The organism is Paenibacillus sp. FSL P4-0127 (genome assembly GCF_038007325.1).
Taxonomy (GTDB): domain Bacteria; phylum Bacillota; class Bacilli; order Paenibacillales; family Paenibacillaceae; genus Fontibacillus; species Fontibacillus macerans.
The window spans coordinates 1,112,963-1,133,381 of the sequence record NZ_JBBOWY010000002.1; the positions used below are offsets into that span (position 1 = coordinate 1,112,963).

Below are 20,419 nucleotides of genomic sequence, written 5' to 3' on the forward strand. Positions count from 1 at the left end.
GGGACATCTCTTTTTCTGTTTCCGCTATATTAAGGCTGATATTTTTTACCAAACAAGAACAATCTTATAACATCGGGCTAATACTCCCCAATTAAACTTCTCTTTAGTTCGTTATTTTGGGGAGGGAAAGCAATGAACAAGTTTTGGAAAGGATTGGCCATCAGCGGTTTGGCGCTGTCCGTCGTATCGGCGGGAAGCTTCGTCCAGGCAAAAGGGGAGCAGCCGGAGCAAAACGCGGCAAACGGAAAATCGCGGAATCTGATCGTGCTGATCGGCGACGGCATGGGTCCGGCGCAAATCTCGGCGGCGCGTTATTACCAGCAGTACGAGCATGGCACGAAGTCGTTGAATCTGGATCCGTATTATGTCGGTCAAGCGACTACATACGCGGACCGCGGGGAAGACGGGGGCACCGTCGTGTCCGGGATCGTCACGGATTCGGCTTCGGCCGGAACCGCTTTCGCCACCGGACACAAGACGTATAACGCCGGCATCAGCGTATCGAACGAAGACGTCTCCAAGCCGTTCGCTTCGATCATCGAGGCGGCCGAGCGCGGCGGCAAGTCGACGGGTCTGGTGACGACGGCGCGGATCACGCATGCGACGCCGGCCGTTTACGCCTCCCATGTCCGCAATCGCGATAACGAAAACGCGATCGCTTCGCAGTACCTCGACAGCGGCGTGGACGTGCTGCTGGGCGGCGGGGAATCGTTTTTCGTCACCAAAGAAGAAAAAGGAAAACGCAGCGACAAAAACCTCCTGCCCGAGTTTAAAGCCAAAGGTTACCAAGTGGTGAAAACGGCCCAGGAGCTGAAGGCTCTGCCGGCGAAAGAGGGTAAAGTGCTCGGCCTGTTCGGCAGCTCGCACGTCGCCTATGTGCCCGACCGCACGGACGAAACGCCAAGCCTGGCGGATATGACGTCCAAAGCGCTCGAGATTTTGTCCGCCGACAAAAACGGCTTTGCGATCATGATCGAGGGCGGCCGGATCGACCATGCCGGACACGCCAACGATTTGCCGACACTGGTGCAGGAAGCGCTCGATTTCGACGCGGCTTTTAAGGTGGCGCTTGATTTTGCCAAGAAGGACGGCAATACGTCCGTCGTCGTTACGGCCGACCATGAGACCGGCGGTTTATCCCTGTCCCGGGACAATATTTATGAAGTCAACATCGACCTGTGGGACAAGCAAAAGCATTCCTCCGAGTATCTGGTGACGGCGCTGAATGAAGCGAAAACGATTGCCGACGTGAAAAAAATCGTTGCGGAGAACACCTGGATCACCGACTTGACGGATGAAGAAGCCAAGCTGATTCTCGATGGCGACGGTTCTTCCTACAAACGCGAAGGCGGATATAACGCCGTTATTTCCAAGCGGCTGCTGATCGGCTGGTCCGGCCACGGACACTCCGCCGTCGATGTAGGCGTGTGGGCGTACGGGCCGATCGCCGACAAAGTCAAAGGACAGATCGACAACACGCAGATCGCTTTTGCCGGTGCCGAGGTACTGGGCGTGGACCTGCAAAAAGCGACGGCTGAGCTGCAATCCAAATATCTGTATCCGAAATTCAAAATCAATCGCGAAAATGAGGTGCTCTATCCGGCGAAGGCCTTAACGGAAGCGCTCGGCGGGACATACAATGAATCCGGCAACACGGCGACGTTGAGCGGAAAAGGCGGCAAGACGATTACGGTGGATCTCAAAGCGGGATCCGCAAAAACCGCCGAGGCCTCGAATAAGCTGACGGTCGACGTGGACAATGGTACATTGTACTTGCCGCTGGCGGCGTTTAACGAACTGACCGGAAAATCGCTGAAATGGGACGCGCTTTCCGAACGGATCGCATTGCAGTAATCCGGCAGGCAGACTTTCCGAAAAAACAGGAGGAACGATCCGTGTTCTCCTGTTTTTCCATCTTAACGGATTAACGGAGGGAGAGAGCACTCATGCTGAACATTCGCGGTTTGAGAAAACAGTTTCAGGTTGCCGGGCAGAACATTCCGATTCTGGATATCCCCCAGTGGGAGGTGCGCCAAGGGGAGAAGCTGGCGATTACCGGGCCGAGCGGATCGGGCAAAAGCACGTTGCTGCATATCGTCAGCGGCTTGATGCGTCCCGACGAAGGCGAGGTACAGGTGTTTGACCGGGAGCTCCAGCAGATGTCGGAAGCGGCCCGGGATCGTTTCCGGGCGAAGCATATCGGCTACATCCTTCAGGATTTTCACTTGATTCCTTCCTTGACGGCCAGGCAAAACGTAGAAATTACGCTGCCCCGCACGAAAGGAAGAAGAGAGCGGCGGGAGCTGATCGACCATTGGTTTGAGCAGGTCGGCTTAAGCGACCGCGGCCGCCATTTGCCGTCCCAGTTGTCCCGCGGCCAGCAGCAGCGGGTGGCGATCGTCCGGGCGCTGATCAACGATCCGGCGCTGGTGCTGGCCGACGAACCGACGGGAAGCCTGGACTGGGAGACGGCGGAGGAAGTGACGGACCTGCTGCTTAGGCTGTGCGAAGGCCGGCAGCATACGCTTGTGGCGGTAACCCATGACCTCAATTTGGCGGACCGGTTTCCGCGCCGCCTGCATATCGCGGAAATCAACCGATTGTCCGCAGAGCGCCGGAGACTATCCGCCGCCGGCAGCGGCGGTTCCGCGCCTGCGGTTCGGGAGGAGCAGACAGGATGAGTTTGTTTCAGATTTTGCTGCGCAATATTTGGCACCGCAAGTTTCTATCGCTGCTGACCGTCGTTTCGGTGGCGGCAACCGTGGCCTTTACCGTGCTGCTTTCGCTGTCGCGGGACAGCGTGGAGCAGGGGGCCGAGAAAGGCTACGGGCCTTTCGATGTCGTCGTCGGGGCGGCGGGGAGCGAAACGCAGCTTGTGCTCAGCACGTTTTATCATATCGGAGCGCCGACCGGCAACATCCCGCTGGCAACGCTGGAGACGGTCCGGCAGGACCCGGGCGTGGACGCGGCGTATGCGATGACGGCGGGGGACAACTACAACGGGTATCCGATCGTCGGGATCGAGCCGTCCTATTTTTTGACCCGTTACGGGGATCGCGCTTTAGCCGCCGGGGAGCTTTACGGGAAAACCGGCGAGGTTGTGGTCGGGACGTATGTGGCGAGCATGCTCGGCCTTCAAGTGGGCGATACGTTTGCCGGAGCGCACGGATTGATCGAGGGAGCCCATCACCTGGAGGAAGAGTCGGAGGAGCACGGCGAGCATGATGAGCACGGAAGCTTCAGGTATACGGTAAAAGGGATTCTTCCCAGGCTCAACACGCCCGATGACCGCGCCGTCTTCACGACGGTCGATTATGCCTGGGCCGTGCATCAGGAAGCTGACGAGGAAATCACGGCGATTCTGGTTAAGCCGGCGACGCTTCTAGGAGCGCAGCAGCTCAAAAACGCTCTGGAGCAAACGGGGCAAGTGCAGGTTGCCTATACGAGCAAAGCCGTTGCCGACGTCGTCAACCTGGTGGACCGCGGGGCGGAAATCGTTGAAATCCTGACCTGGCTATGCGTTATTTTGGCGGCGATTTCGATCCTGCTGTCCCTGATTGCCGCCGCCGGCGAACGGACGAAGGATGTCGGCCTGCTGCGCTTGTTGGGAAAGTCGAAGACTTACGTCTGGATGACGATGATCGGCGAAGGGCTGCTCGTCACCACCGCGGGGCTGGTGCTAGGCATCCTGGCCGGCCATACCGCCGGTTATGTTTTGCAGGATGCGCTGTTTGCTTACGGGGGGATTCAGATTGAACCGTTCCGCGGTTCGCCGGACCAGGCGTATATCGCCGCGGGGACGCTTGTCATCGGACTGGCGGCTTCGCTGGGGCCGGCGATCCGGCTGTACAGAATGGACCCGCTCGCTTTATTTCGGGCGTAATGAAAGGAGATGGCCTAGCGTGAAAAAAAAATTATCCCTGCCGTGCCTGCTGTTCGTGCTGTCGGCGCTGCTGCTGCAAGCCTGCGGCAAGGATGAGAGCTTAGAGGGCGGAGCCGGATCGTTCGGCACCGCAGCGTCGGCGGGGACGGCCTTCAGTTATGAGGTGCAAAGCTCGGGTACGGCGGAGAGCGAACAGCCGCAGCAGGAGCCGGCTTCAAACAATAATCCGGCCGTCCGGAAGGACGGGGACGCTCCGGGAAATGAGCGCACGGCCGATTCCAAACTGAAAGCCGCCGCCACACCGGATAAGGCGGCTGCGCCGGACACGGCCGCCGGAGCTCCGCGGGAGGCAGCGTCTGCGGGGGGCGCGGGCGAATCGGGCAAGGCGGAAGAAAAAAAAGCCGAAAAGCCGGAGTCCGCGGACGACGGCTCATCTTCCGCCTCAAACTCCAAAAAGCCGGGCCCCGCGAAGTCCGGGCAAAACCAGGCGCCGGGCAAAAATGCAGCGGCGGCTTCGCCCAAGAGCTCCGGTTCAGACGGGACTCCGAAAGTCGAAACGTCCGGCGCCGCAAGCGAAACGGCCCGCACTTCCGCTTCCGATACGAAGGGCGCAAAGTCGGGTGTGACGACCATCGGCTGGTCAGAGTTTTTTGACGGGGACGACCAGACGACGCCCTCCGAACGCTTTTGGGATCTCAGCGGTTCAACGGTCACCATCAAGGGGTTTATGGGCGAGGTGCTGTCGTTTGAAAACCACTGGTTTCTGCTCATTCCCGAGCCGGGTGCGGAATGCCCTTTTGACAACGGGGACGAGACGTATTGGAACAAAATCATGATCGTGTTCGTACCGGACGATGTCAACCTTCGCTACAAGCCGGAGGCGCTGCAGATAACCGGCCGGCTCGATGTTGGCATCAAAATCGACGAGTCCGGTTACAAGACGATGTTCCGGCTGTACGACGCCGCTTTTGAAGAGATCAAAGAATAATGACAAGCACCCCCGCTCTGAAAATAAACGAAGGCGGGGTGCTTTTTATTTAAAAACGGCTTGGCGAAGAATGAAATCGCTTTTTTTTGCGCATCCTATCCAAATGCAGGAATTATAATGCCAAACAAGCTTTTTTAGCGCCTTTTTAAGTTGACACGCCGGAGAAAATTATTTAATATGTCTAAGTACTAAAAGTGCGGGTTCAAAAAGGCCGGTTTTCAGCACCGAGAAGGTTGGATGAAGCTAGGGACGTCAGGAGCGGAGCGTACATTTTGGGTACGTGAGCACCGGAAGGCCCGGCTGAATTCAAGATTCGAAGCCGAGCTACTTCTTGACTCACTTCGTGATCAAAAGCGGTTTTTTTGAACAACCTCTAAAAGAGAGTATCTCTGGAGCGGAATGAAATTTGATAATACGGGTGATCGAATGTCTTACAGACCGAAAGTTGTGAACGTGACGAAGGCCGGAAGCAACTACAATGATGGATTATACGAGTTTATCGCCAAATTGGCCGATGGAACGGAATGCCGTGTGTTTTACCACCGCGATCCGAACTGGCGGTTAACGAACGTCAACCGGCTTCAAAAGACGCCGTGCCCGGTCTGCCGCAAAGATTTTATTTGCCAGTGCATGGAGAAGTTTTCCGGTGAAATTCACCGTCAGATCGATGAGGGACAATGGCTTGACAAGCTTTTGTCGGAGTAATTTTTAAGAGTTTGCGGGCACGGGGAAACCCGTGCTTTTTTCTTTTAATTTGGGACTTGCCGAGGACCCAAAACTGTGATATTCTTACAGTAAATTTCAGGAATAACGGGAACGGTAGCACCGTCCATGATCCGATTTGTGTCGGGTTTTGGGCGGTGCTTTTTTGTTTTCGTCCAAAGGAAGGTGAAGACTTATGGGGCCGATCCGGCTTGTGCTTGCCGTGCAGGATGAGCAGTATATCGAAGCTTTTTTATATTACGCCCGCAGCGGGGAGTTCAACCGCAATCTGATCTTGACCGCGTTCAGCCGCAAGGAGGCGCTGGACAGATACCTGGAGGAGTCCGCCGGGTTTGTTGACGCCGTGCTGGGAGAAGCGGTTTTTCGGGAAGCGATGGATGCGGCCGACAAGCGGGGGATTTCATGGATCGTTCTCGGCGAAGAAGGCAGCGCAAATGACGGCAAACCTTGCGTGGAGAAATATCAGCCGCTCCACCTGCTTCTGCAAACGGTGCTGGACTATGTTCGCGGCGGCAAAGCCGGGAAGGCGCCGGAGGAAGGCCAAGCGGCGGTCATCGGGGTTTACTCCAGCGTCGGCGGATGCGGCAAAACGACCGTGGCGCTGAACATCGCCCGGCAGCTGGCCGCGGAAGGAGGTAAAGTGTTTTATTTGAACCTCGAGACGTTAAGCAGCGGCAGCCTGTTTGCCGGACCCTCGTTCAGGGAAGGGCAGACGGCCGGACTGGCCCGGTTGTTGTATGACCTTAAGGCTGCCGACGACAAACGGGCGGCCCCGGAATTTCCGATTTCCATGTATGCTTACAGGCATCCGGTACTGCAGGGAGATACGTTCGGCCCGCTGGAGAATATCAACGAAATGCTGGAAATGGAACGAAAGGATGCTGTCGGGCTTATCGAGTACATCGCGGGGAGCGGACTTTATGACGCGGTCATTATTGATCCTGATTCCTATCCGGGCGGAAGAACGGAAGGCGTGTTTGAGCGGGCGGATCAATTGGTGTGGCTTGTCACGGATGAATGGGGCGTGATGCGGAAGACGGGGGGTTGGCTGTCCCATCTGGAACGCTCGCGGACTGCTTTATACCATGAATTGCTCGGCAAAACGCGGTTTGTCCTGAACAAGTACACCGGAAATATCGTAACCGAATTGCCGAAGCCGGGGCTTTCGATTCAAGCGACATTGTCGTTTGTCCCTTCCTGGAGCCAGGGAAGCAGGCAGGGCGAACTGCCGTATTCCCCCGCGTTTCAGCGGGATGTGCTGAAGTTGTGCCGCGAGCTTTTGGGCGGTGCGGAAACTAGCCCGGCATGGGAGGGGTAAAGGTGAAGGAGGAAATATTCGCCGCGCTGCGCAGCGATATACGCATGGGGCTCGATGTCACAAAGGTAATGAGCGACGCGCAGCTGCTGGAGTACATTGAAGAGTATGTGCTGAACGATGCCCGTTTGGCCGATTTGACGGCTTCCGACAAGCGCAAATGGGTTCGCCGGTTATACGATTCTTTCCGCGGTCTCGATGTGCTGCAGCCGCTTGTTGAAGACCGGACGATCACGGAAATCATGATCAACAGCCACGAGGAGATCTTCGTCGAGCAGGAAGGCCATGTCCTAAGGCTTCCCGTCCGTTTTGAATCCCGTGAGCGGCTGGAGGACATTATCCAATCGATCGTCTCCGGCGTAAACCGGGTCGTCAATGAATCTTCGCCGATCGTGGACGCCCGGCTTCGCGACGGCTCCCGGGTAAACATCGTGTTGCCGCCGATCGCCCTGAAAGGCCCCACCATGACGATCCGGAAATTCCCGGCGCAGCCGCTGACAATGGAGAAGCTGGTCGCCATCGGATCGCTGAGCGAGGAGGCCGCTTTGCTGCTGCAGAAGCTCGTCAGAAGCAGATACAACATTTTTATCAGCGGCGGTACCGGTTCAGGCAAAACGACGTTTTTAAACGCGCTCTCGCAGTTCATCCCGCCGGACGAGCGGGTGATCACCATTGAGGATTCGGCCGAGCTGCAAATCGTGACCGTGCCGAATCTGGTGTCGCTGGAGACCCGCAATGCCAACACGGAAGGAAAAGGCGAAATCGCCATTCGCGACCTGATCCGCTCGTCGCTGCGGATGCGCCCCAACCGGATCGTCGTCGGCGAGGTCCGGGGCCGCGAAGCGCTTGATATGCTGCAGGCGATGAACACCGGTCACGACGGGAGCTTATCGACCGGGCACGCCAACAGTACGGCGGATATGATCAGCCGCTTGGAAACGATGGTGCTCAGCGGCGCGGATTTGCCGATCGGCGTGGTCCGCCAGCAGATCGCCTCGTCGATTGACATTTTTGTGCATTTGTCCCGGCTGCGCGACCGCTCGCGCCGGGTGATGGAGATTTCCGAGGTGGCGGGGTTAATGAAAGGGGAGGTGGTGCTGCGGCCGCTGTTTGTCTTTCAGGAGGAAGGGGAGCGGGAAGGCAAAATCATCGGCCGGCTGAAAAGTACCGGAACAGGGCTTTTGCATACGGACAAGCTGCGGATGGCGGGGATGCCGCCGGAGGCTCCGGCAGAAGGAGGAGGGACCGCATGACATGGCGGACTGATGTTTTTTCGGGGGAAAGAAACGCAGCGGGCGGGGCCCGCTCCGAAGGTCTTGCCGATTACCGTGTGTATGTTTTGACGGGGCGGCAGAAGGCTTTATGCATGCTGCTCGGCGGTGCGGCTTTATTCGCCGTCGGCTGCGTTTTTTTTCATTCCATCCCGCTGGCTTTAGGGTTGTCCGCCGGCGCGTTGTTTGTGCCGAAGCCCTGGAGCAGGCATTTGCTCAGAAAAAGAAGAGAAAATCTCAGCTTGCATTTTAAGCAGGCGCTTTATTCCCTCTCCTCTTCGCTGGCCGCCGGCCGATCGGTGGAGAACGGGTTCCGCGAAGCGATCGATGATTTGAAACTGCTGTACCCGGACGGGGATAACGATTTGATCAGGGAACTCGGGATCATCTGCGCGCGGATGGAGTACGGACAGCCTGTCGAGGAAGCGCTGCTGGATTTCAGCCGCCGGGCCGGCATGGAGGATATCAGCAATTTTGCCGACGTGTTTACGACCTGCAAACGCTGCGGCGGGGATTTGGTGGATATCGTCCGGCGGACCTCGGCGCTGATTGGCGAGAAGCTGGAGATCGGGCAGGAGATCAGCGTCATGATTGCCCAAAAGCGCTTTGAAGCGAAGGCCATGCTTGCCGCTCCCATTCTGTTTTTATTGTTTATGGAAATGACTTCGCCGGATTATATGCAGCCGCTGCACAGCGGAGCCGGTCTGCTGATCTCGGCGGCCGCGCTGCTCGTTTTTGCCGGGTGCTCCTGGCTGATGCTTAAAATCGTCGATATTCGGGTTTAAGGAGGGATTTGCCGGATGTTCCTAATGCTTTGGGGGATCTTGCTGGTTTTGCTGGGAGGATGGGGGTGGGGATACCGGATATCCTTCCGCCGCTATAGCGGATATACCCGATTTGTCATGGAGGGGCTGAGGCTTCAGCGCTTGTCGCCGCCAATGCTGTATTTGCTGGAACGGGGCAAGGTGTCCCGGCGGTTTCCGGGCGTGTTCTTTAAAGTGAACCGGGCGGTGCAAAAAATTTGCGGCGACCGGCGCAGCGGTGAGTTTACGCTCCTGTTTCTCGCCGAAACGCTCACTTACAGCTGGCTGCTGCTCACTTTGGGGTGCGTCCTGTCCCTGCTGATGAACGGTGATTCATCGGGGCTCGTGATCGGTGCGGTTCTAGCCTTGCTGCTTCCGGCTGCCTTGATCCATGATCTGCATCGCAAGTTGGTCCGGCGGGAGCATGCCGTTATTCTGGAGCTTCCCGAGCTGCTGAACAAAATCGTGCTTCTCGTCGGGGCCGGCTCAACGGTTCAGCAGGCGATCAAGCTCTGTCTGGAACGCAAGCGCGAACAGGAGAACCATCCGCTTTACCGGGAACTGTTCCAAATGATGCGGGAATGGGAAGGGGGCTATTCCTTCCAGCAAGCGATGGAGGGGTTCAGCAAGCGCTGCGGAATTCAGGAGGTTTCCGCCTTCACCACCGCCGTGCTGCTGAACTATCGCCGCGGGGGCCATGATTTTGCCCTGGCGCTGCGCGACTTGTCCCATTCGTTATGGGAGAAGCGCAAGGCCGTCAGCAAAACGCTGGGGGAGCAGGCTTCGTCAAAGCTGGTTTTTCCCATGGTGCTGATGTTTATGGCGATCCTTCTGCTGGTTGGCGCCCCCGCATTTATGATCATGGACCTTTAAGAGGCAGTTCAAAAAGTCAGTCGTCTTTTGATCACGAAGCAAGAACACATGGAGTGTATGCGGCATCGAATTTTTGAAATTTAAGGAGGAAAAGGCCGATGTTAACGACAATGGGCAAGGAAGTTAAAGGTTTTTTGCATGACGAGGACGGCTTGGGGATGCTTGAGATGATTTTAATTATCGCGGTCATCGTCATTATTGCCGTGATCTTCCGTTCGCAACTGAAAGAAATCGTAAGCAGCCTGCTTGGCAAAGCAAAAACGAAAACCGAAGACTTTATGGACGGGAAGTAGGCGAAACATGCGGCGTTGCCTGCGGGATGCGAGGGGAAGCTTTACGCTGGAAGCGTCCTTGGTGTTGCCGGTCATTTTTTACGCGATATTGGTCTTGCTGTTCTTCTGCTTGTATCTGTACCAAAACGCTCTGCTTGGGCAGGCCGCTTCCGCGGCCGCGGAACGCAGCGCTTACACTTGGGACAACAGCTATCGTAACGATTTGACCGGAGCTTTTGAGGAGGGGCACTATGACTCCTTATATTGGCGTCTCAAGGACGACGGTATGCTGCAGAGCATTTTCGGTTGGGGCGAGGCCAACGGAGCCGTCCGGCTTCGCTTGCCTGCCGGAGCGGACTCCGCCGATTCGCTGGCCGGCAAAAAGCTGGCCAGGACAGGAAGCGGGCTGCCCGGGAACATCTCGGGAGAAATGGAATATGACAACCGCATGCTTTTGCGCAAAGTTAAAGTGGCAATGGAACGGTTCGTTCCATTGCCGCCGCTGGAGAGCTGGTTGGGCGATATTTCCCAAACCGGATCTTCTTACGCTTATGTTATCGAACCTATGGAATTTATTCGCACCGTCGAGTTGGCGCGCTATTATGGGGCGAAGTTTAAGGGCAAAGGCGGAGACACGATGGACCGGACGGAGGCCGGAAACGCGCTGAAGCTGTTTGGCAAATAGGCCGGGAATCAGGGATGGGGGATGGAAAGGAGGCGAAGCGTTTGTTTGCAAAGAGACGCTCGGAGTCAGGAGCGGTTACGGTCTTTTTAGTTGTGGTGTTTGCGGCGATATTCGCCTTTGTGGCTATTTTTATCGACTTTGCCAGAATGTTTGCGCTGCAGGCCGAGACGGAAGCATTGGCCCATGCCGCGGCCAGATCCGCGATGTCTTCGTACGACCGGGAATTGGCCGAGCGGTACGGTTTGTTTGCGTTAGGAGAGACCGACAGCAATTACATTATGTCCAAAGTGCTCCAGGATTCTTTGCAGCTTGCGGGAAGAAGCGGCGGATTGCCGCTGCTTGGAGCGAAGCTGGAATCCTCGGCAATTGAACAACTCCGTCCGCTCGGTTCCTACGCCGCGTTTGAACGGCAAATTCAGGAGCAGATGAAATACCGGGCGCCGATTGATCTAACGGTAGAAATTCTAAATCGCTTCAAACCGATGGCGCAAGTGATGAAGGAAGCGTCGAATACGGTCGATTTGCTCGGTAAATTGCAGAAACTGTACGATAAGCGCGAAGCGAAACTCGACGAGCTGCTGGAAATGCAGCGCCAGGCAGCACGCGCGGCGGAGGGGTTCGGGGAATTGCTGCCCAGGGGTTCGGCGCTCGCGATAGACGACGAACCTTTGGGCGGCAAGATCTCTTCAGTCCTGGACTTTACTGCCCAATATGACGATTACAAGGAAAAGGTTGAGCTGGATAAGAAACCTGGGCCAGGGAACCCAAAGTACCGATGGAAGATTAAAATCTACCGTTCCGAAACGTCCAAAGTATACAAGCAATTGGACAAAATTCGCGCCAAAGCCGAAGAAAAGCATGAAAATTTGCTGCTGCAGGCCAAAGCGCTGCTTACTGAGGCGCGCCAAATCAATGAGCAGATGAAACAAACGATAGAAGAGGCGGGGCAGCGCGCCGCCCAGAAGGGGTACAACGAAGTGGCTGCAGGGCCAAGCACCAGGGACGACGGCCAAGTGAGCGGGATGGAGGAGATTGCTGCAATACGGGAGCAAAGCGGTTCGCTTGTCCTCTCCGAGGAACTTTTTACGGATCTCGAATCGGATACGGACGATCAAGCCGCGGCTTTTCAGCAATTGAACGAGGAAATCACCTCGCTGCGCACCCTGCAAAGCGGGGTCTTATCGGCGGTAACGTCTTCAAGAAAGCTGCAAACGGCTGTACGCCGGGTTGGCTGGAAGGCGGATAAATATATGCGGAGCTATGTGGACCGGGGAGCGGCGAATGTTTTGGAGGCCAATATGCAGCTGCTGGAATCGCATCGAGGGAGCGATAAGGAGCGCAAGTCGGCGGAGAAGACGGCCAGGGCCAAGCTGAAAGAAGCAACTGGTCTACTCGCGCGAATTAAGCAGTTTGGCAACAAGCTGAAGGCCCAGCAAGAGCGCTTTAATCAATTAAAAGCGGATTATGAAGCGAACCGGGACATAAACCAGGCTGCATCGGGCGGGGATGAGGCGGCGGGCGCCGCGATCGATAACGATCCCTATCGGGCGGGGGATTCGGCGATGACGGACATGGACGGCTTATTCGGGGGGTTATCCGGACTAATGGGCGGAATGACGGACAACGCTTTTCAAACCGAATACATCGCCAGCTATTTCCGTTGCTTGGATTTAAGTGCGCTGAATGAGCTGCTGCAGGGGAGCTCCGGCACGGACAAACTGAATGCGCTGGGCGATCAGTTTGCGCCTGAGCGGCAGGAGGCCGAATATATTTTATACGGCTTTCACAATCCGGTAGGCAATATCGCCGCCGCTTACGGAGAAATCTTTGCGATGCGTCTGGCAATCCGGACGATGGAGGGATTCATCAAAAACGCATCAAAGGGCCATCCTCTGCTGGTTCTGGCCGCCGCGTTGCTGTACGGCGCGGAACATGCGCTGTCGGACATGCTTGCCTTAACGCGCGAAGGTAAAATACAGCTGAGCGAGTACATCAAAGTTGATCTTACCTACAGGGATCATTTACGGATTTTTTTGCTGTTGCATGGAAGAAGCGAGAACAGATTGTCGCGCATGCTCGCAGTAATCCGGATGAACACGGGGATTGACACGGGTGAGCGGGCGACCTATACGAGCGGGAGAGTTTCGGTATCGATGCCGCTGTGGTTTTTGCCGGGGGTTGCCAGAGCGTTGGGAGTGGCGGGCGTACTGAAAGGAAATGTGGAAGGAAGCCGGTATTATGCCGAGAAACAAGCGGACTTCTCATATTGATGAACGACAAGTTGCTGGCCGGAAAAGTGGCTTGGCGCGAGGAAGCATTGTCCTGGAAGCCGCACTGGTTATGCCCGTTTTTGTGATGGTGCTGTTCTGGTTTATTTATATGGTACATATGACGCTGTTGTCCAGCCAGCTGAATACGGTCGCATCCAATGCCGTCAGGCAGGTTTCCGCCCATATATACCCCGTTGCTTTGGCGGTGTCGGCCGGCTCAGGCGAATCTGCGGGAAATGCCGGGGGCGAGGACAAATCGCCAGGCGAAGGATCTTCTTTTAACTGGAAAATGCCAAGCCTTTCTGTGAGCGAATGGGCCAAGCAATATGCCGGCGTTTTGCCTGAACCGATCTCCGATTGGGTAATGGATGCCGCGGAGAAGGGAGACGAGCCGCTGCAGCATATCAAAACAGGCGTTGCGGAAAGCGTCCTTGATCCCGCGGTTAAACCGCTGCTTCTGCCGTTTCTTGAAGGAACGCTGTTAACCGAAAAGCGTTTGCATGTAAGCCGCGTTACCGTGCCCGACTTAAAAACGGGAAAGCGGCCATATTTCGGGCTGGAAATCAGCTATGAGCTTCCGATTAAAGTACCGTTTACATCAAACCGCGTCGTGCTTCAATCGCGGGCCGAGGAACGCATTTGGATCGGCGATACCGGGGAACTGGAATCGGGGGAAGCCGGGGGCGACGGCCAGGGACGAGCTCCGGTCATTCTGTCCAAGCCGGATCCGGCTTACGCCGGGCATCGGGCGACGGTGAAGGCGAAGATAGGGGCGGGGCAGACGGCCAAGTTGACCGTCTTTTACAAGAGCGGCGTCAGCCAAGCTAAATATTTGGGAGAAACTACGGCGGACGGCGAAGGCATCGTGGAATGGAATTGGCTGGTCGGGGGAAACACGACGCCGGGAACGTGGACGTTTGTTGTGGAAACGGAAGACGGGTTGCGGACGGCGATGGAGTTTGAGGTAACCAGTCCCAAATAATGTGAAGGGGGCGCAAATGGATGCCATGGGAATATTGGGGTTGTTTTTTGATGCTGACAGCGGCTTTCGTAGCGGATATCCGAACGATGAAAATCCCTAACTGGATTACCCTGACGGGTTTGGCGAGCGGATTTTTGTTTCACGCCTTGACCGGGGCGTGGAACGGAATAGGGGATGCTTTTAAAGGCGCGGCGGTTGGATTCGGTCTGATGTTTATCCTGTATCTGCTGAAGGCCGTCGGCGGAGGTGACGTTAAGCTGTTTGCCGGAATTGGGGCGTGGACGGGCATTAGTTTTACGTTATCCGTTATGATGTATTCGATTTTGGCCGCCGGGTGTATCGGGCTTTTCATTTTGTTGTGCCGGCGGGAGACGCTGTTTCGGCTGCGGCGGGTCGTCTGGGGCGTATGGGGAGCGGTCATTTTCCGCAGCATTACGCCTATTCAGTCCGCGGCCAAGGGGCAGCTGCAGTTTCCGTTTATGCTGGCGGTGCTGCCCGGGGCGATCCTTTCGTTTTGTTATCAGTGAAGGGGACTATGCATTTGGAAAAGGAGGTGCCTGATTCATGCGGAAGCAGCTTCAAACCGATTTTGTCAGGAACGGCGGAGTTTACATGCTTTTAAAGGCCGAGGAGGGGCTGCGCTCGGAAGAGTTGAGCCGGGTCCAAAGGAATATGCTGGCCGCGGTTTCGGTGCCCAATTTGCTGCGGCTGGATATTCGCGAGGTGGATTTCGAGGTAAGCCTGCATTATGATATCACCGGCAAAAAAATGCTTTCACACTGTCTGAAGAGCGACAAAATCGGCATGTCCGAATTTTACGGTTTGCTGCTTCAGGTGGTTGCCGTGCTGGACGATTGCAAAAAATACATGTTATCTCCCGCCAATGTTTTGCTCGACGAGGAGCATATTTTTGTGGAGGAGCCCTTACCCTGCGGAGTTTTTTACTTTGCTTATTTGCCTTTGAACGATACTCTGGCCGTTGTCCCGCTATCTCAAGCGCTGCTGGCTTTGATCACCCGGATGCTTGTTAGCGTGAGCCGGGTGGAGGGAAACGGGATACAGCAGATCATCTCTTTTTGCGGCAGCGAGGAGCATTTTTCCTTACCCCGGTTGAAAAAAATGCTGCTGGAGCTGTTGACCGCTGCGGAGCAGGCTGAAGGGAATCCAGCGTTCCCGGAAGAACCGCTTCGGTTCAAGCCGCAGCAAGCCGGCCCAAACCAAGGGAAACAGGCGCAAGCTGCTGGGCCTGCTGCCGCCGCAGCCGCTGCCGCTTCAGAGAACGCGAGGAAGAGCCGGACGCCGCTGCGGAGGGAGGAGCGCTTGAAGCCGGACCGTTTAAATATGGGCCGCCAGAATGCGCCGGCTGAGTTGAAATCATCGCATACGGTGATCAAAGAGTACTTGCCGGACGGTCTCTTCTCCGGATATGCGCCGGAGATCCCAAAGGCTGCAACGGTGAATCCCGGGCGGGAACAGTGGCCCGGCTTGGAGGAGGAAGCCGGGCCCAAAGTTAGGATAACGCCGACATCCTGCATTTTGGGGGCCATCCTGCTGGACGCGCTGTGCTGGAAGTTTCTATACCTGGACCGGCCATGGAACATCGGCCTTTACATTTGCTTCGCGGCAACGTTTCTATTGGCCGGGGCGGCCTACCTCATTTGCAGCGGAAAGCTGCCCGTTCTGCAATCCGCAAGCGGGGCAAAGCAGCGTGAAAACGCAGTCGGTGAGCAGCCCGATGCCATTCCCGCATATGATCGAAACGGCACCTTTCCCGAAGACTTTTTTGGAGATTCGCCGTTTCTTCAAGTCAACCGATCTGAGTCCGAAGCGGGTACGGGGAACGGGGGGGAGGCTGTGGAATTAGCGATGTCCGGAACCGGGCAGGAGCATTTTTCGCCTGCCTATGGAGGGGCATCCTCATGGGAGGCTTCAAGCGGTGGCGCCGGCCAACCGGCAACGATGCTTTTGAACAAGCCGATGCTTTCCGGCGAGTCGAAGCACGCAATCGAACCCCGGTATTATTTGGAAAGGTTTAGCGGTGACGGAGTAAGCCCGGAACGGATAACCTTAAAGCCGGGGAGCTTTGTGATCGGCCGCTCCGAGGAGATGGCCCAGTACGTGGAGCGAACGCCGGGCGTATCCCGCGCTCATGTTGAAGTAATGGTGACCCCGGGGAAATGCTGCCTCAAGGATCTGGGGTCCCGAAACGGAACGCGTTTTAAGGGAGAACTCATTGCTCCCTATAAAGAATATAAACTCGAAACCGGGGATGTTTTTTCGTTGGCGGAGGTATCCTTCAAGTTTGGCAAGGAAATGCTTTAAGTTTATTTGCAGCGTGTATCGGGTACCAAGGATTGTACCCTGGTTCAACGAACCTCCTTTTTAAAATTTGTGCTACCCGTAGATTATCCGTCCAAAAGCACTAGCGTTGCATAAAACCTAACGCGAATAATCAAATATTAGTTAAATATGGGTAATTATGATCATTTTTCATGGAAAAAGCATAAAAAATCTCCTATTGTAAAGAGGTAGGTACGTTGTCCATAACTCTCTACAAAAGGAGACCAACCATGGATAACGTTAAAGCTAAAACGGTCATTCGTCAACTGATTTCCTTACTGCCCATCGATGTGCATCAACGTTTACTCTTCGACCATTACACCAAGAAACTTACCACGATGAAAGCGATCATGCTCTTCATCAATGCTCAGTTGAAACAATGGTCATCTTACGGTGAAATGGAAATTGCACTTCGTGCTGAGCCGAAACTTCAGCAGCTTCTACAGTTGGAGAGTATCAGCGGCTCGCAATTATCCCGAAAACTCGATCAGATCCCAACGGAGCTGTTGGAGTGGATGTTTCAGCATCTGGCATCACAAACACAGCAACGTGCTTGCCACCAGGGCCAGAGCGGGAAATTGCACATCATTGATTCTTCCAGCATTCGACTGCCGCTTCAACTTGGAAGTTGGGCCAAGATGTCAAATAAGAGTAGCGGCGTCAAGATGCATCTGCGCCTCGTTGTTACAGCTCCCGACAAGCTATTTCCTGATGCCATGATCCCCAGTTCGCTCAATGTAGGGGATCGTGCGGGGGCCGTTGAACTGGTCGTCCCCTCGGATGCGATTTATGTGATGGATCGCGGTTATGATGATTATGCCCGGATGGATCAATGGGTCCAGGACAACATCCAGTTTGTGATCCGTATGCGAGATCGCGCGCTTGCCACCGTCATTGAGGAGTATCCTGTTCCGGAAGGCTCGAACATCACGCGGGACGCCAAGGTTTGCGTGGGCAGTTCCTTCCGATCCATGGAACATTCCGTTCGTTTGGTGGAGTTTTATGACGAGCAGGAACGGACTTATCGTATTTTTACATCGGTATGGGATAAGACCGCTGAAGAAATCGCGCAGATCTACAAAAATCGCTGGCTCATCGAGTTGTATTTTAAATGGCTGAAGCAACATTTGCGATTGAAGAAGCTGCACAGTCATAAACCACAGGCTATTTGGAACCAATTATTCTTGGCTTTAATTACTGCCTTGCTCGTGGAGCACATCCGGCACAGCACCCAAACGGCAAAAACAAACTGGCAAGTGCTCCGGATTCTCCGCGAGTATTTGTACCGTTCATGGCGATCCTTTCGAACCGAACTGGATCGGAAACCCAGTCGAAGTAGTCCGGGGAGACGTCCGGGGTCAGGTCCCAAAGCGTTATCGGTGCGCACAATGGTTGGGATAATTAAGCCAAGCAAGTTCAAGGAATAATATCCATTATATACATTTAATGGGACATCGCGACCTACGCATTAGGTAACCTTGGCTTTTTGGTCTTAAGCTTAAAAAATGACTGTAAAAAAATCCATTTATAGTTTCAATAATCCAAATGTGGGTTTTGCTGAAAATTGATGTTAGTGTTCTTGCAACGCTAGTGGTCCAAAAGCAGTTATAATTAACGAGAATGATTCTCAATTACGTGACTTAACGGGTTTCATCGGTTGCATAGGCAATAAATTTTGTTTAAGGGATGGTTCAGCATATGTCGGCAGTCACACAATCTTCCAAGCCGCAATTCCGCTCTCGCCCGCTTGCGGCAACAATTGTACTCATTGGCGGAGCGGCGCTGCTAGTTTTTGCCGTTTGCCTTTCGATTTCGGTCGGAGCCGCGGACATCGGACTGGGAACGGTTTGGAACGCGGTATTTCATTTTCAGCCGGAACTGACGCAGCATCAAATCATTATGGAGCTGCGTCTGCCGAGGGCGCTTGCGGCCGCCTTGATCGGAGCGGCGCTCGCCGTAGCGGGGGCTATAATGCAGGGCATGACGCGGAATCCGATGGCCGATTCCGGTTTGCTCGGACTTAATGCGGGGGCCGGTTTGGCGCTGGCCGTCTGTTTTGCGTTGCTGCCGGGGACGCCGTTTTTGGTGATGATGTTCTATTCATTCATTGGAGCCGGACTGGGAGCCGGACTGGTGTTCGGCGTCGGTTCCCTGTCCAAAGGCGGCTTGTCGCCCGTCCGGCTTACCTTGGCCGGGGCCGCGGTCAGCATGCTGCTGACCGCCATCAGCGAAGGGATCGCGCTTTATTTCAGGATAGGACAAGACCTTGCGTTCTGGTATGCAGGGGCTATTTCCGGCTCCACCTGGCTGCAGATTAAAATGGTGTCGCCTTGGATCGGTGCCGGGCTTATCGCCGCTGTGCTCCTGTCCAAATCCATTACGCTGCTCAGCCTCGGGGAAGAGGTAGCCACAGGGCTGGGTCAAAAAACGGGAACGATCAAAATCGCCGGGATGCTCATCGTGCTCGTCCTTGCCGGCAGCGCCGTGTCGATCGTTGGGGCGATCGGTTTCGTCGGTTTGATGATTCCTCACGTCGCCCGGTTTCTGGTGGGCGTCGACTATCGGTGGGTGATTCCTTCCTCCGCGCTCCTAGGCGGTTTGTTGTTGGTGTTTGCCGATATTTTGGCGCGGATGGTCCATCCTCCGCATGAGACGCCGATCGGGGCGTTGATCGCCGTGATCGGGGTTCCTTTCTTCCTCTATCTGGCTATGAAGCAGAAGGGGGGATTGGAATGAACAAGGGGAATTATCCGCTGCATCTGCAGCAAAGATCCCGCAGAGCGTATATCGTTATGATCATTTTTGCTTTGCTGATCGTCGGCGTGTTCATTTTTAGCATGAATACCGGCTATTTTCGTCTCTCTCCGGTTGACGTGTTCAAAACGCTGTTCGGCATGGGGACGGATAAACAGGAACTGGCCTTATTCCAATTCCGCCTGCCGCGGATCGTCAATTCCGTCCTAATCGGCATGGGAATGGCGGTTGCCGGCTGCATTTTTCAAGGAATTTCGCGCAACCCGTTGGCCGATCCCGGCGTGCTGGGGATTAATGCCGGGGCAGGGCTCGCCGTCACTTTGTTTATTTCGTTTTATCCGACGACTTCCGATGCCCCCGTGTTTTTGATGCCTTTGCTGGCGTTTTTGGGATCGGCGTTGGCGGCTGCGCTTATTTACGTATTGTCGTTCAAGAAAAATTACGGGTTGCTTCCCATTCGTATGGTGCTGGTCGGCATTGCGGTTGCGGCGGGAATTAACGCCGCGATGATCGTATTGCAATTGCGCCTGCGGCCGGAAAATTTTCAAAACCTGCAAATTTGGCTGGTAGGGAATATTTGGGGGACGTCTTGGAAATTCGTGCTTGCCTTGATTCCGTGGATCGTTGTTTTGATACCTTATGTATTTACAAAAGCGCGCGCGCTAAACGTAATGAACTTGGGAGACCAAACGGCGACGGGGCTGGGCGCGCCGCTGGAGCGCTCGCGGTTCGGCCTGCTGGCCGCCGCAGTCGGGCTAACCGGCTCCTGCGTCGCCGTCGGGGGCGGCATCTCGTTCGTCGGCCTTATTGCGCCGCATTTGGCGAGAAGATTGGTCGGGCCGAAACACGAGTATTTGCTTCCGGCCTCCGCGCTGGCCGGGGGGTTGCTCGTTATCGTCGGCGACACGCTGGGACGCTGGGTGTTTCAGCCTTATGAAATTCCGACCGGTATCGTCGTTGCGGTGATCGGGGCTCCTTACTTCCTGTATTTGCTTTCAAAGTCGAGAGTATAGCTGAAGAAAAGGTCTGATTTGAGAGGGAGCGGGATGCGCAAATCGATATTTTAGGCGTACAGGAAAGTATGGTATGGGGATGGGAAGCTTCTTCTCTGAGATAGAGGTAATTTGTGGCGCTATTTTGAGATTTCCCCCCTCGTGCCCTAAAATAGCGGAACTTTTTGGCCTTATTTGGGGAACATGCTTAGATAAGGCGCCTTATTACCCTCATCTTCTAAAAATAGGAGTAAAAAACTCCTCTATT

Annotated in this window: 18 protein-coding genes; all 18 read left to right on the forward strand. The window is 55.2% G+C overall.

The window, feature by feature from the left end; all coding sequences use genetic code 11:
• Positions 1 to 132: 132 nt before the first annotated feature.
• The 18 genes from NYE74_RS31350 to NYE74_RS31435 all read left to right on the forward strand — a co-directional run bounded on the left by NYE74_RS31350 (position 133) and on the right by NYE74_RS31435 (position 20,172).
• Positions 133 to 1,854 carry an alkaline phosphatase gene (locus tag NYE74_RS31350; RefSeq protein ID WP_341005506.1) on the forward strand — a complete coding sequence of 574 codons (1,722 nt, stop codon included), beginning with the start codon at positions 133 to 135 and terminating at the stop codon, positions 1,852 to 1,854.
• 92 nt (positions 1,855 to 1,946) lie between these two features.
• Positions 1,947 to 2,681, forward strand: coding sequence for an ABC transporter ATP-binding protein (locus NYE74_RS31355; RefSeq protein ID WP_341005507.1), 735 nt, complete (start codon positions 1,947 to 1,949; stop codon positions 2,679 to 2,681).
• Entirely contained in the window at positions 2,678 to 3,883 is a 1,206-nt protein-coding gene (locus NYE74_RS31360; RefSeq protein WP_341005509.1) for an ABC transporter permease, read from the forward strand. Before NYE74_RS31355 ends, NYE74_RS31360 begins: the two co-directional genes overlap by 4 nt.
• A 19-nt stretch (positions 3,884 to 3,902) precedes the next feature.
• A complete protein-coding gene (locus tag NYE74_RS31365) occupies positions 3,903 to 4,871 on the forward strand; it encodes a hypothetical protein (protein WP_341005510.1) in 969 nt (322 codons plus the stop codon).
• 426 nt (positions 4,872 to 5,297) lie between these two features.
• Positions 5,298 to 5,576 carry a hypothetical protein gene (locus NYE74_RS31370; RefSeq protein WP_036625153.1) on the forward strand — a complete coding sequence of 93 codons (279 nt, stop codon included), beginning with the start codon at positions 5,298 to 5,300 and terminating at the stop codon, positions 5,574 to 5,576.
• Positions 5,577 to 5,769: 193 nt separating this feature from the next.
• A complete protein-coding gene (locus tag NYE74_RS31375; protein ID WP_036625151.1) occupies positions 5,770 to 6,912 on the forward strand; it encodes a ParA family protein in 1,143 nt (380 codons plus the stop codon).
• A gap of 2 nt (positions 6,913 to 6,914) precedes the next feature.
• Entirely contained in the window at positions 6,915 to 8,162 is a 1,248-nt protein-coding gene (locus tag NYE74_RS31380) for a CpaF family protein (protein ID WP_036625149.1), read from the forward strand.
• Positions 8,159 to 8,965, forward strand: a complete 807-nt coding sequence (locus NYE74_RS31385) for a type II secretion system F family protein (protein ID WP_124331773.1) — start codon at positions 8,159 to 8,161, stop codon at positions 8,963 to 8,965. Before NYE74_RS31380 ends, NYE74_RS31385 begins: the two co-directional genes overlap by 4 nt.
• Before the next feature lie 15 nt (positions 8,966 to 8,980).
• The gene (locus tag NYE74_RS31390; protein ID WP_124331772.1) at positions 8,981 to 9,856 is read left to right on the forward strand and encodes a type II secretion system F family protein; all 876 of its coding nucleotides are present in this window, start codon (positions 8,981 to 8,983) and stop codon (positions 9,854 to 9,856) included.
• 98 nt (positions 9,857 to 9,954) lie between these two features.
• Positions 9,955 to 10,149 carry a Flp1 family type IVb pilin gene (locus NYE74_RS31395; RefSeq protein WP_124331771.1) on the forward strand — a complete coding sequence of 65 codons (195 nt, stop codon included), beginning with the start codon at positions 9,955 to 9,957 and terminating at the stop codon, positions 10,147 to 10,149.
• A gap of 7 nt (positions 10,150 to 10,156) precedes the next feature.
• Entirely contained in the window at positions 10,157 to 10,813 is a 657-nt protein-coding gene (locus tag NYE74_RS31400; protein ID WP_036625146.1) for a TadE/TadG family type IV pilus assembly protein, read from the forward strand.
• A gap of 41 nt (positions 10,814 to 10,854) precedes the next feature.
• The gene (locus NYE74_RS31405; RefSeq protein WP_036625145.1) at positions 10,855 to 13,083 is read left to right on the forward strand and encodes a TadE/TadG family type IV pilus assembly protein; all 2,229 of its coding nucleotides are present in this window, start codon (positions 10,855 to 10,857) and stop codon (positions 13,081 to 13,083) included.
• 31 nt (positions 13,084 to 13,114) lie between these two features.
• Positions 13,115 to 14,065 (forward strand): TadE/TadG family type IV pilus assembly protein, encoded by a 951-nt coding sequence (locus NYE74_RS31410; RefSeq protein WP_230877152.1) that lies wholly within the window; start codon positions 13,115 to 13,117, stop codon positions 14,063 to 14,065.
• A 20-nt stretch (positions 14,066 to 14,085) separates the two neighbouring features.
• Complete coding sequence (locus NYE74_RS31415) at positions 14,086 to 14,592, forward strand: A24 family peptidase (RefSeq protein WP_213511257.1); 507 nt, start codon at positions 14,086 to 14,088, stop codon at positions 14,590 to 14,592.
• Between the two features lie 37 nt (positions 14,593 to 14,629).
• Complete coding sequence (locus NYE74_RS31420) at positions 14,630 to 16,387, forward strand: DUF6382 domain-containing protein (RefSeq protein WP_278739355.1); 1,758 nt, start codon at positions 14,630 to 14,632, stop codon at positions 16,385 to 16,387.
• Positions 16,388 to 16,635: 248 nt separating this feature from the next.
• Positions 16,636 to 17,832, forward strand: coding sequence for an IS4 family transposase (locus NYE74_RS31425; RefSeq protein ID WP_115311341.1), 1,197 nt, complete (start codon positions 16,636 to 16,638; stop codon positions 17,830 to 17,832).
• A gap of 259 nt (positions 17,833 to 18,091) precedes the next feature.
• The gene (locus tag NYE74_RS31430; protein WP_155620547.1) at positions 18,092 to 19,141 is read left to right on the forward strand and encodes a FecCD family ABC transporter permease; all 1,050 of its coding nucleotides are present in this window, start codon (positions 18,092 to 18,094) and stop codon (positions 19,139 to 19,141) included.
• A complete protein-coding gene (locus NYE74_RS31435) occupies positions 19,138 to 20,172 on the forward strand; it encodes a FecCD family ABC transporter permease (protein WP_316560863.1) in 1,035 nt (344 codons plus the stop codon). Before NYE74_RS31430 ends, NYE74_RS31435 begins: the two co-directional genes overlap by 4 nt.
• The last annotated feature ends 247 nt before the right edge of the window (positions 20,173 to 20,419 follow it).

Excerpts from the sequence above, each read along its gene's own strand:
- NYE74_RS31350 (WP_341005506.1), top strand. The coding sequence starts at position 133 with ATGAACAAGTTTTGGAAAGGATTGGCCATCAGCGGTTTGGCGCTGTCC.
- NYE74_RS31355 (WP_341005507.1), top strand. The coding sequence starts at position 1,947 with ATGCTGAACATTCGCGGTTTGAGAAAACAGTTTCAGGTTGCCGGGCAG.
- NYE74_RS31360 (WP_341005509.1), top strand. The coding sequence starts at position 2,678 with ATGAGTTTGTTTCAGATTTTGCTGCGCAATATTTGGCACCGCAAGTTT.
- NYE74_RS31370 (WP_036625153.1), top strand. The coding sequence starts at position 5,298 with ATGTCTTACAGACCGAAAGTTGTGAACGTGACGAAGGCCGGAAGCAAC.
- NYE74_RS31375 (WP_036625151.1), top strand. The coding sequence starts at position 5,770 with ATGGGGCCGATCCGGCTTGTGCTTGCCGTGCAGGATGAGCAGTATATC.
- NYE74_RS31385 (WP_124331773.1), top strand. The coding sequence starts at position 8,159 with ATGACATGGCGGACTGATGTTTTTTCGGGGGAAAGAAACGCAGCGGGC.
- NYE74_RS31390 (WP_124331772.1), top strand. The coding sequence starts at position 8,981 with ATGTTCCTAATGCTTTGGGGGATCTTGCTGGTTTTGCTGGGAGGATGG.
- NYE74_RS31395 (WP_124331771.1), top strand. The coding sequence starts at position 9,955 with ATGTTAACGACAATGGGCAAGGAAGTTAAAGGTTTTTTGCATGACGAG.
- NYE74_RS31400 (WP_036625146.1), top strand. The coding sequence starts at position 10,157 with ATGCGGCGTTGCCTGCGGGATGCGAGGGGAAGCTTTACGCTGGAAGCG.
- NYE74_RS31415 (WP_213511257.1), top strand. The coding sequence starts at position 14,086 with ATGCCATGGGAATATTGGGGTTGTTTTTTGATGCTGACAGCGGCTTTC.
- NYE74_RS31420 (WP_278739355.1), top strand. The coding sequence starts at position 14,630 with ATGCGGAAGCAGCTTCAAACCGATTTTGTCAGGAACGGCGGAGTTTAC.
- NYE74_RS31425 (WP_115311341.1), top strand. The coding sequence starts at position 16,636 with ATGGATAACGTTAAAGCTAAAACGGTCATTCGTCAACTGATTTCCTTA.
- NYE74_RS31430 (WP_155620547.1), top strand. The coding sequence starts at position 18,092 with ATGGTTCAGCATATGTCGGCAGTCACACAATCTTCCAAGCCGCAATTC.
- NYE74_RS31435 (WP_316560863.1), top strand. The coding sequence starts at position 19,138 with ATGAACAAGGGGAATTATCCGCTGCATCTGCAGCAAAGATCCCGCAGA.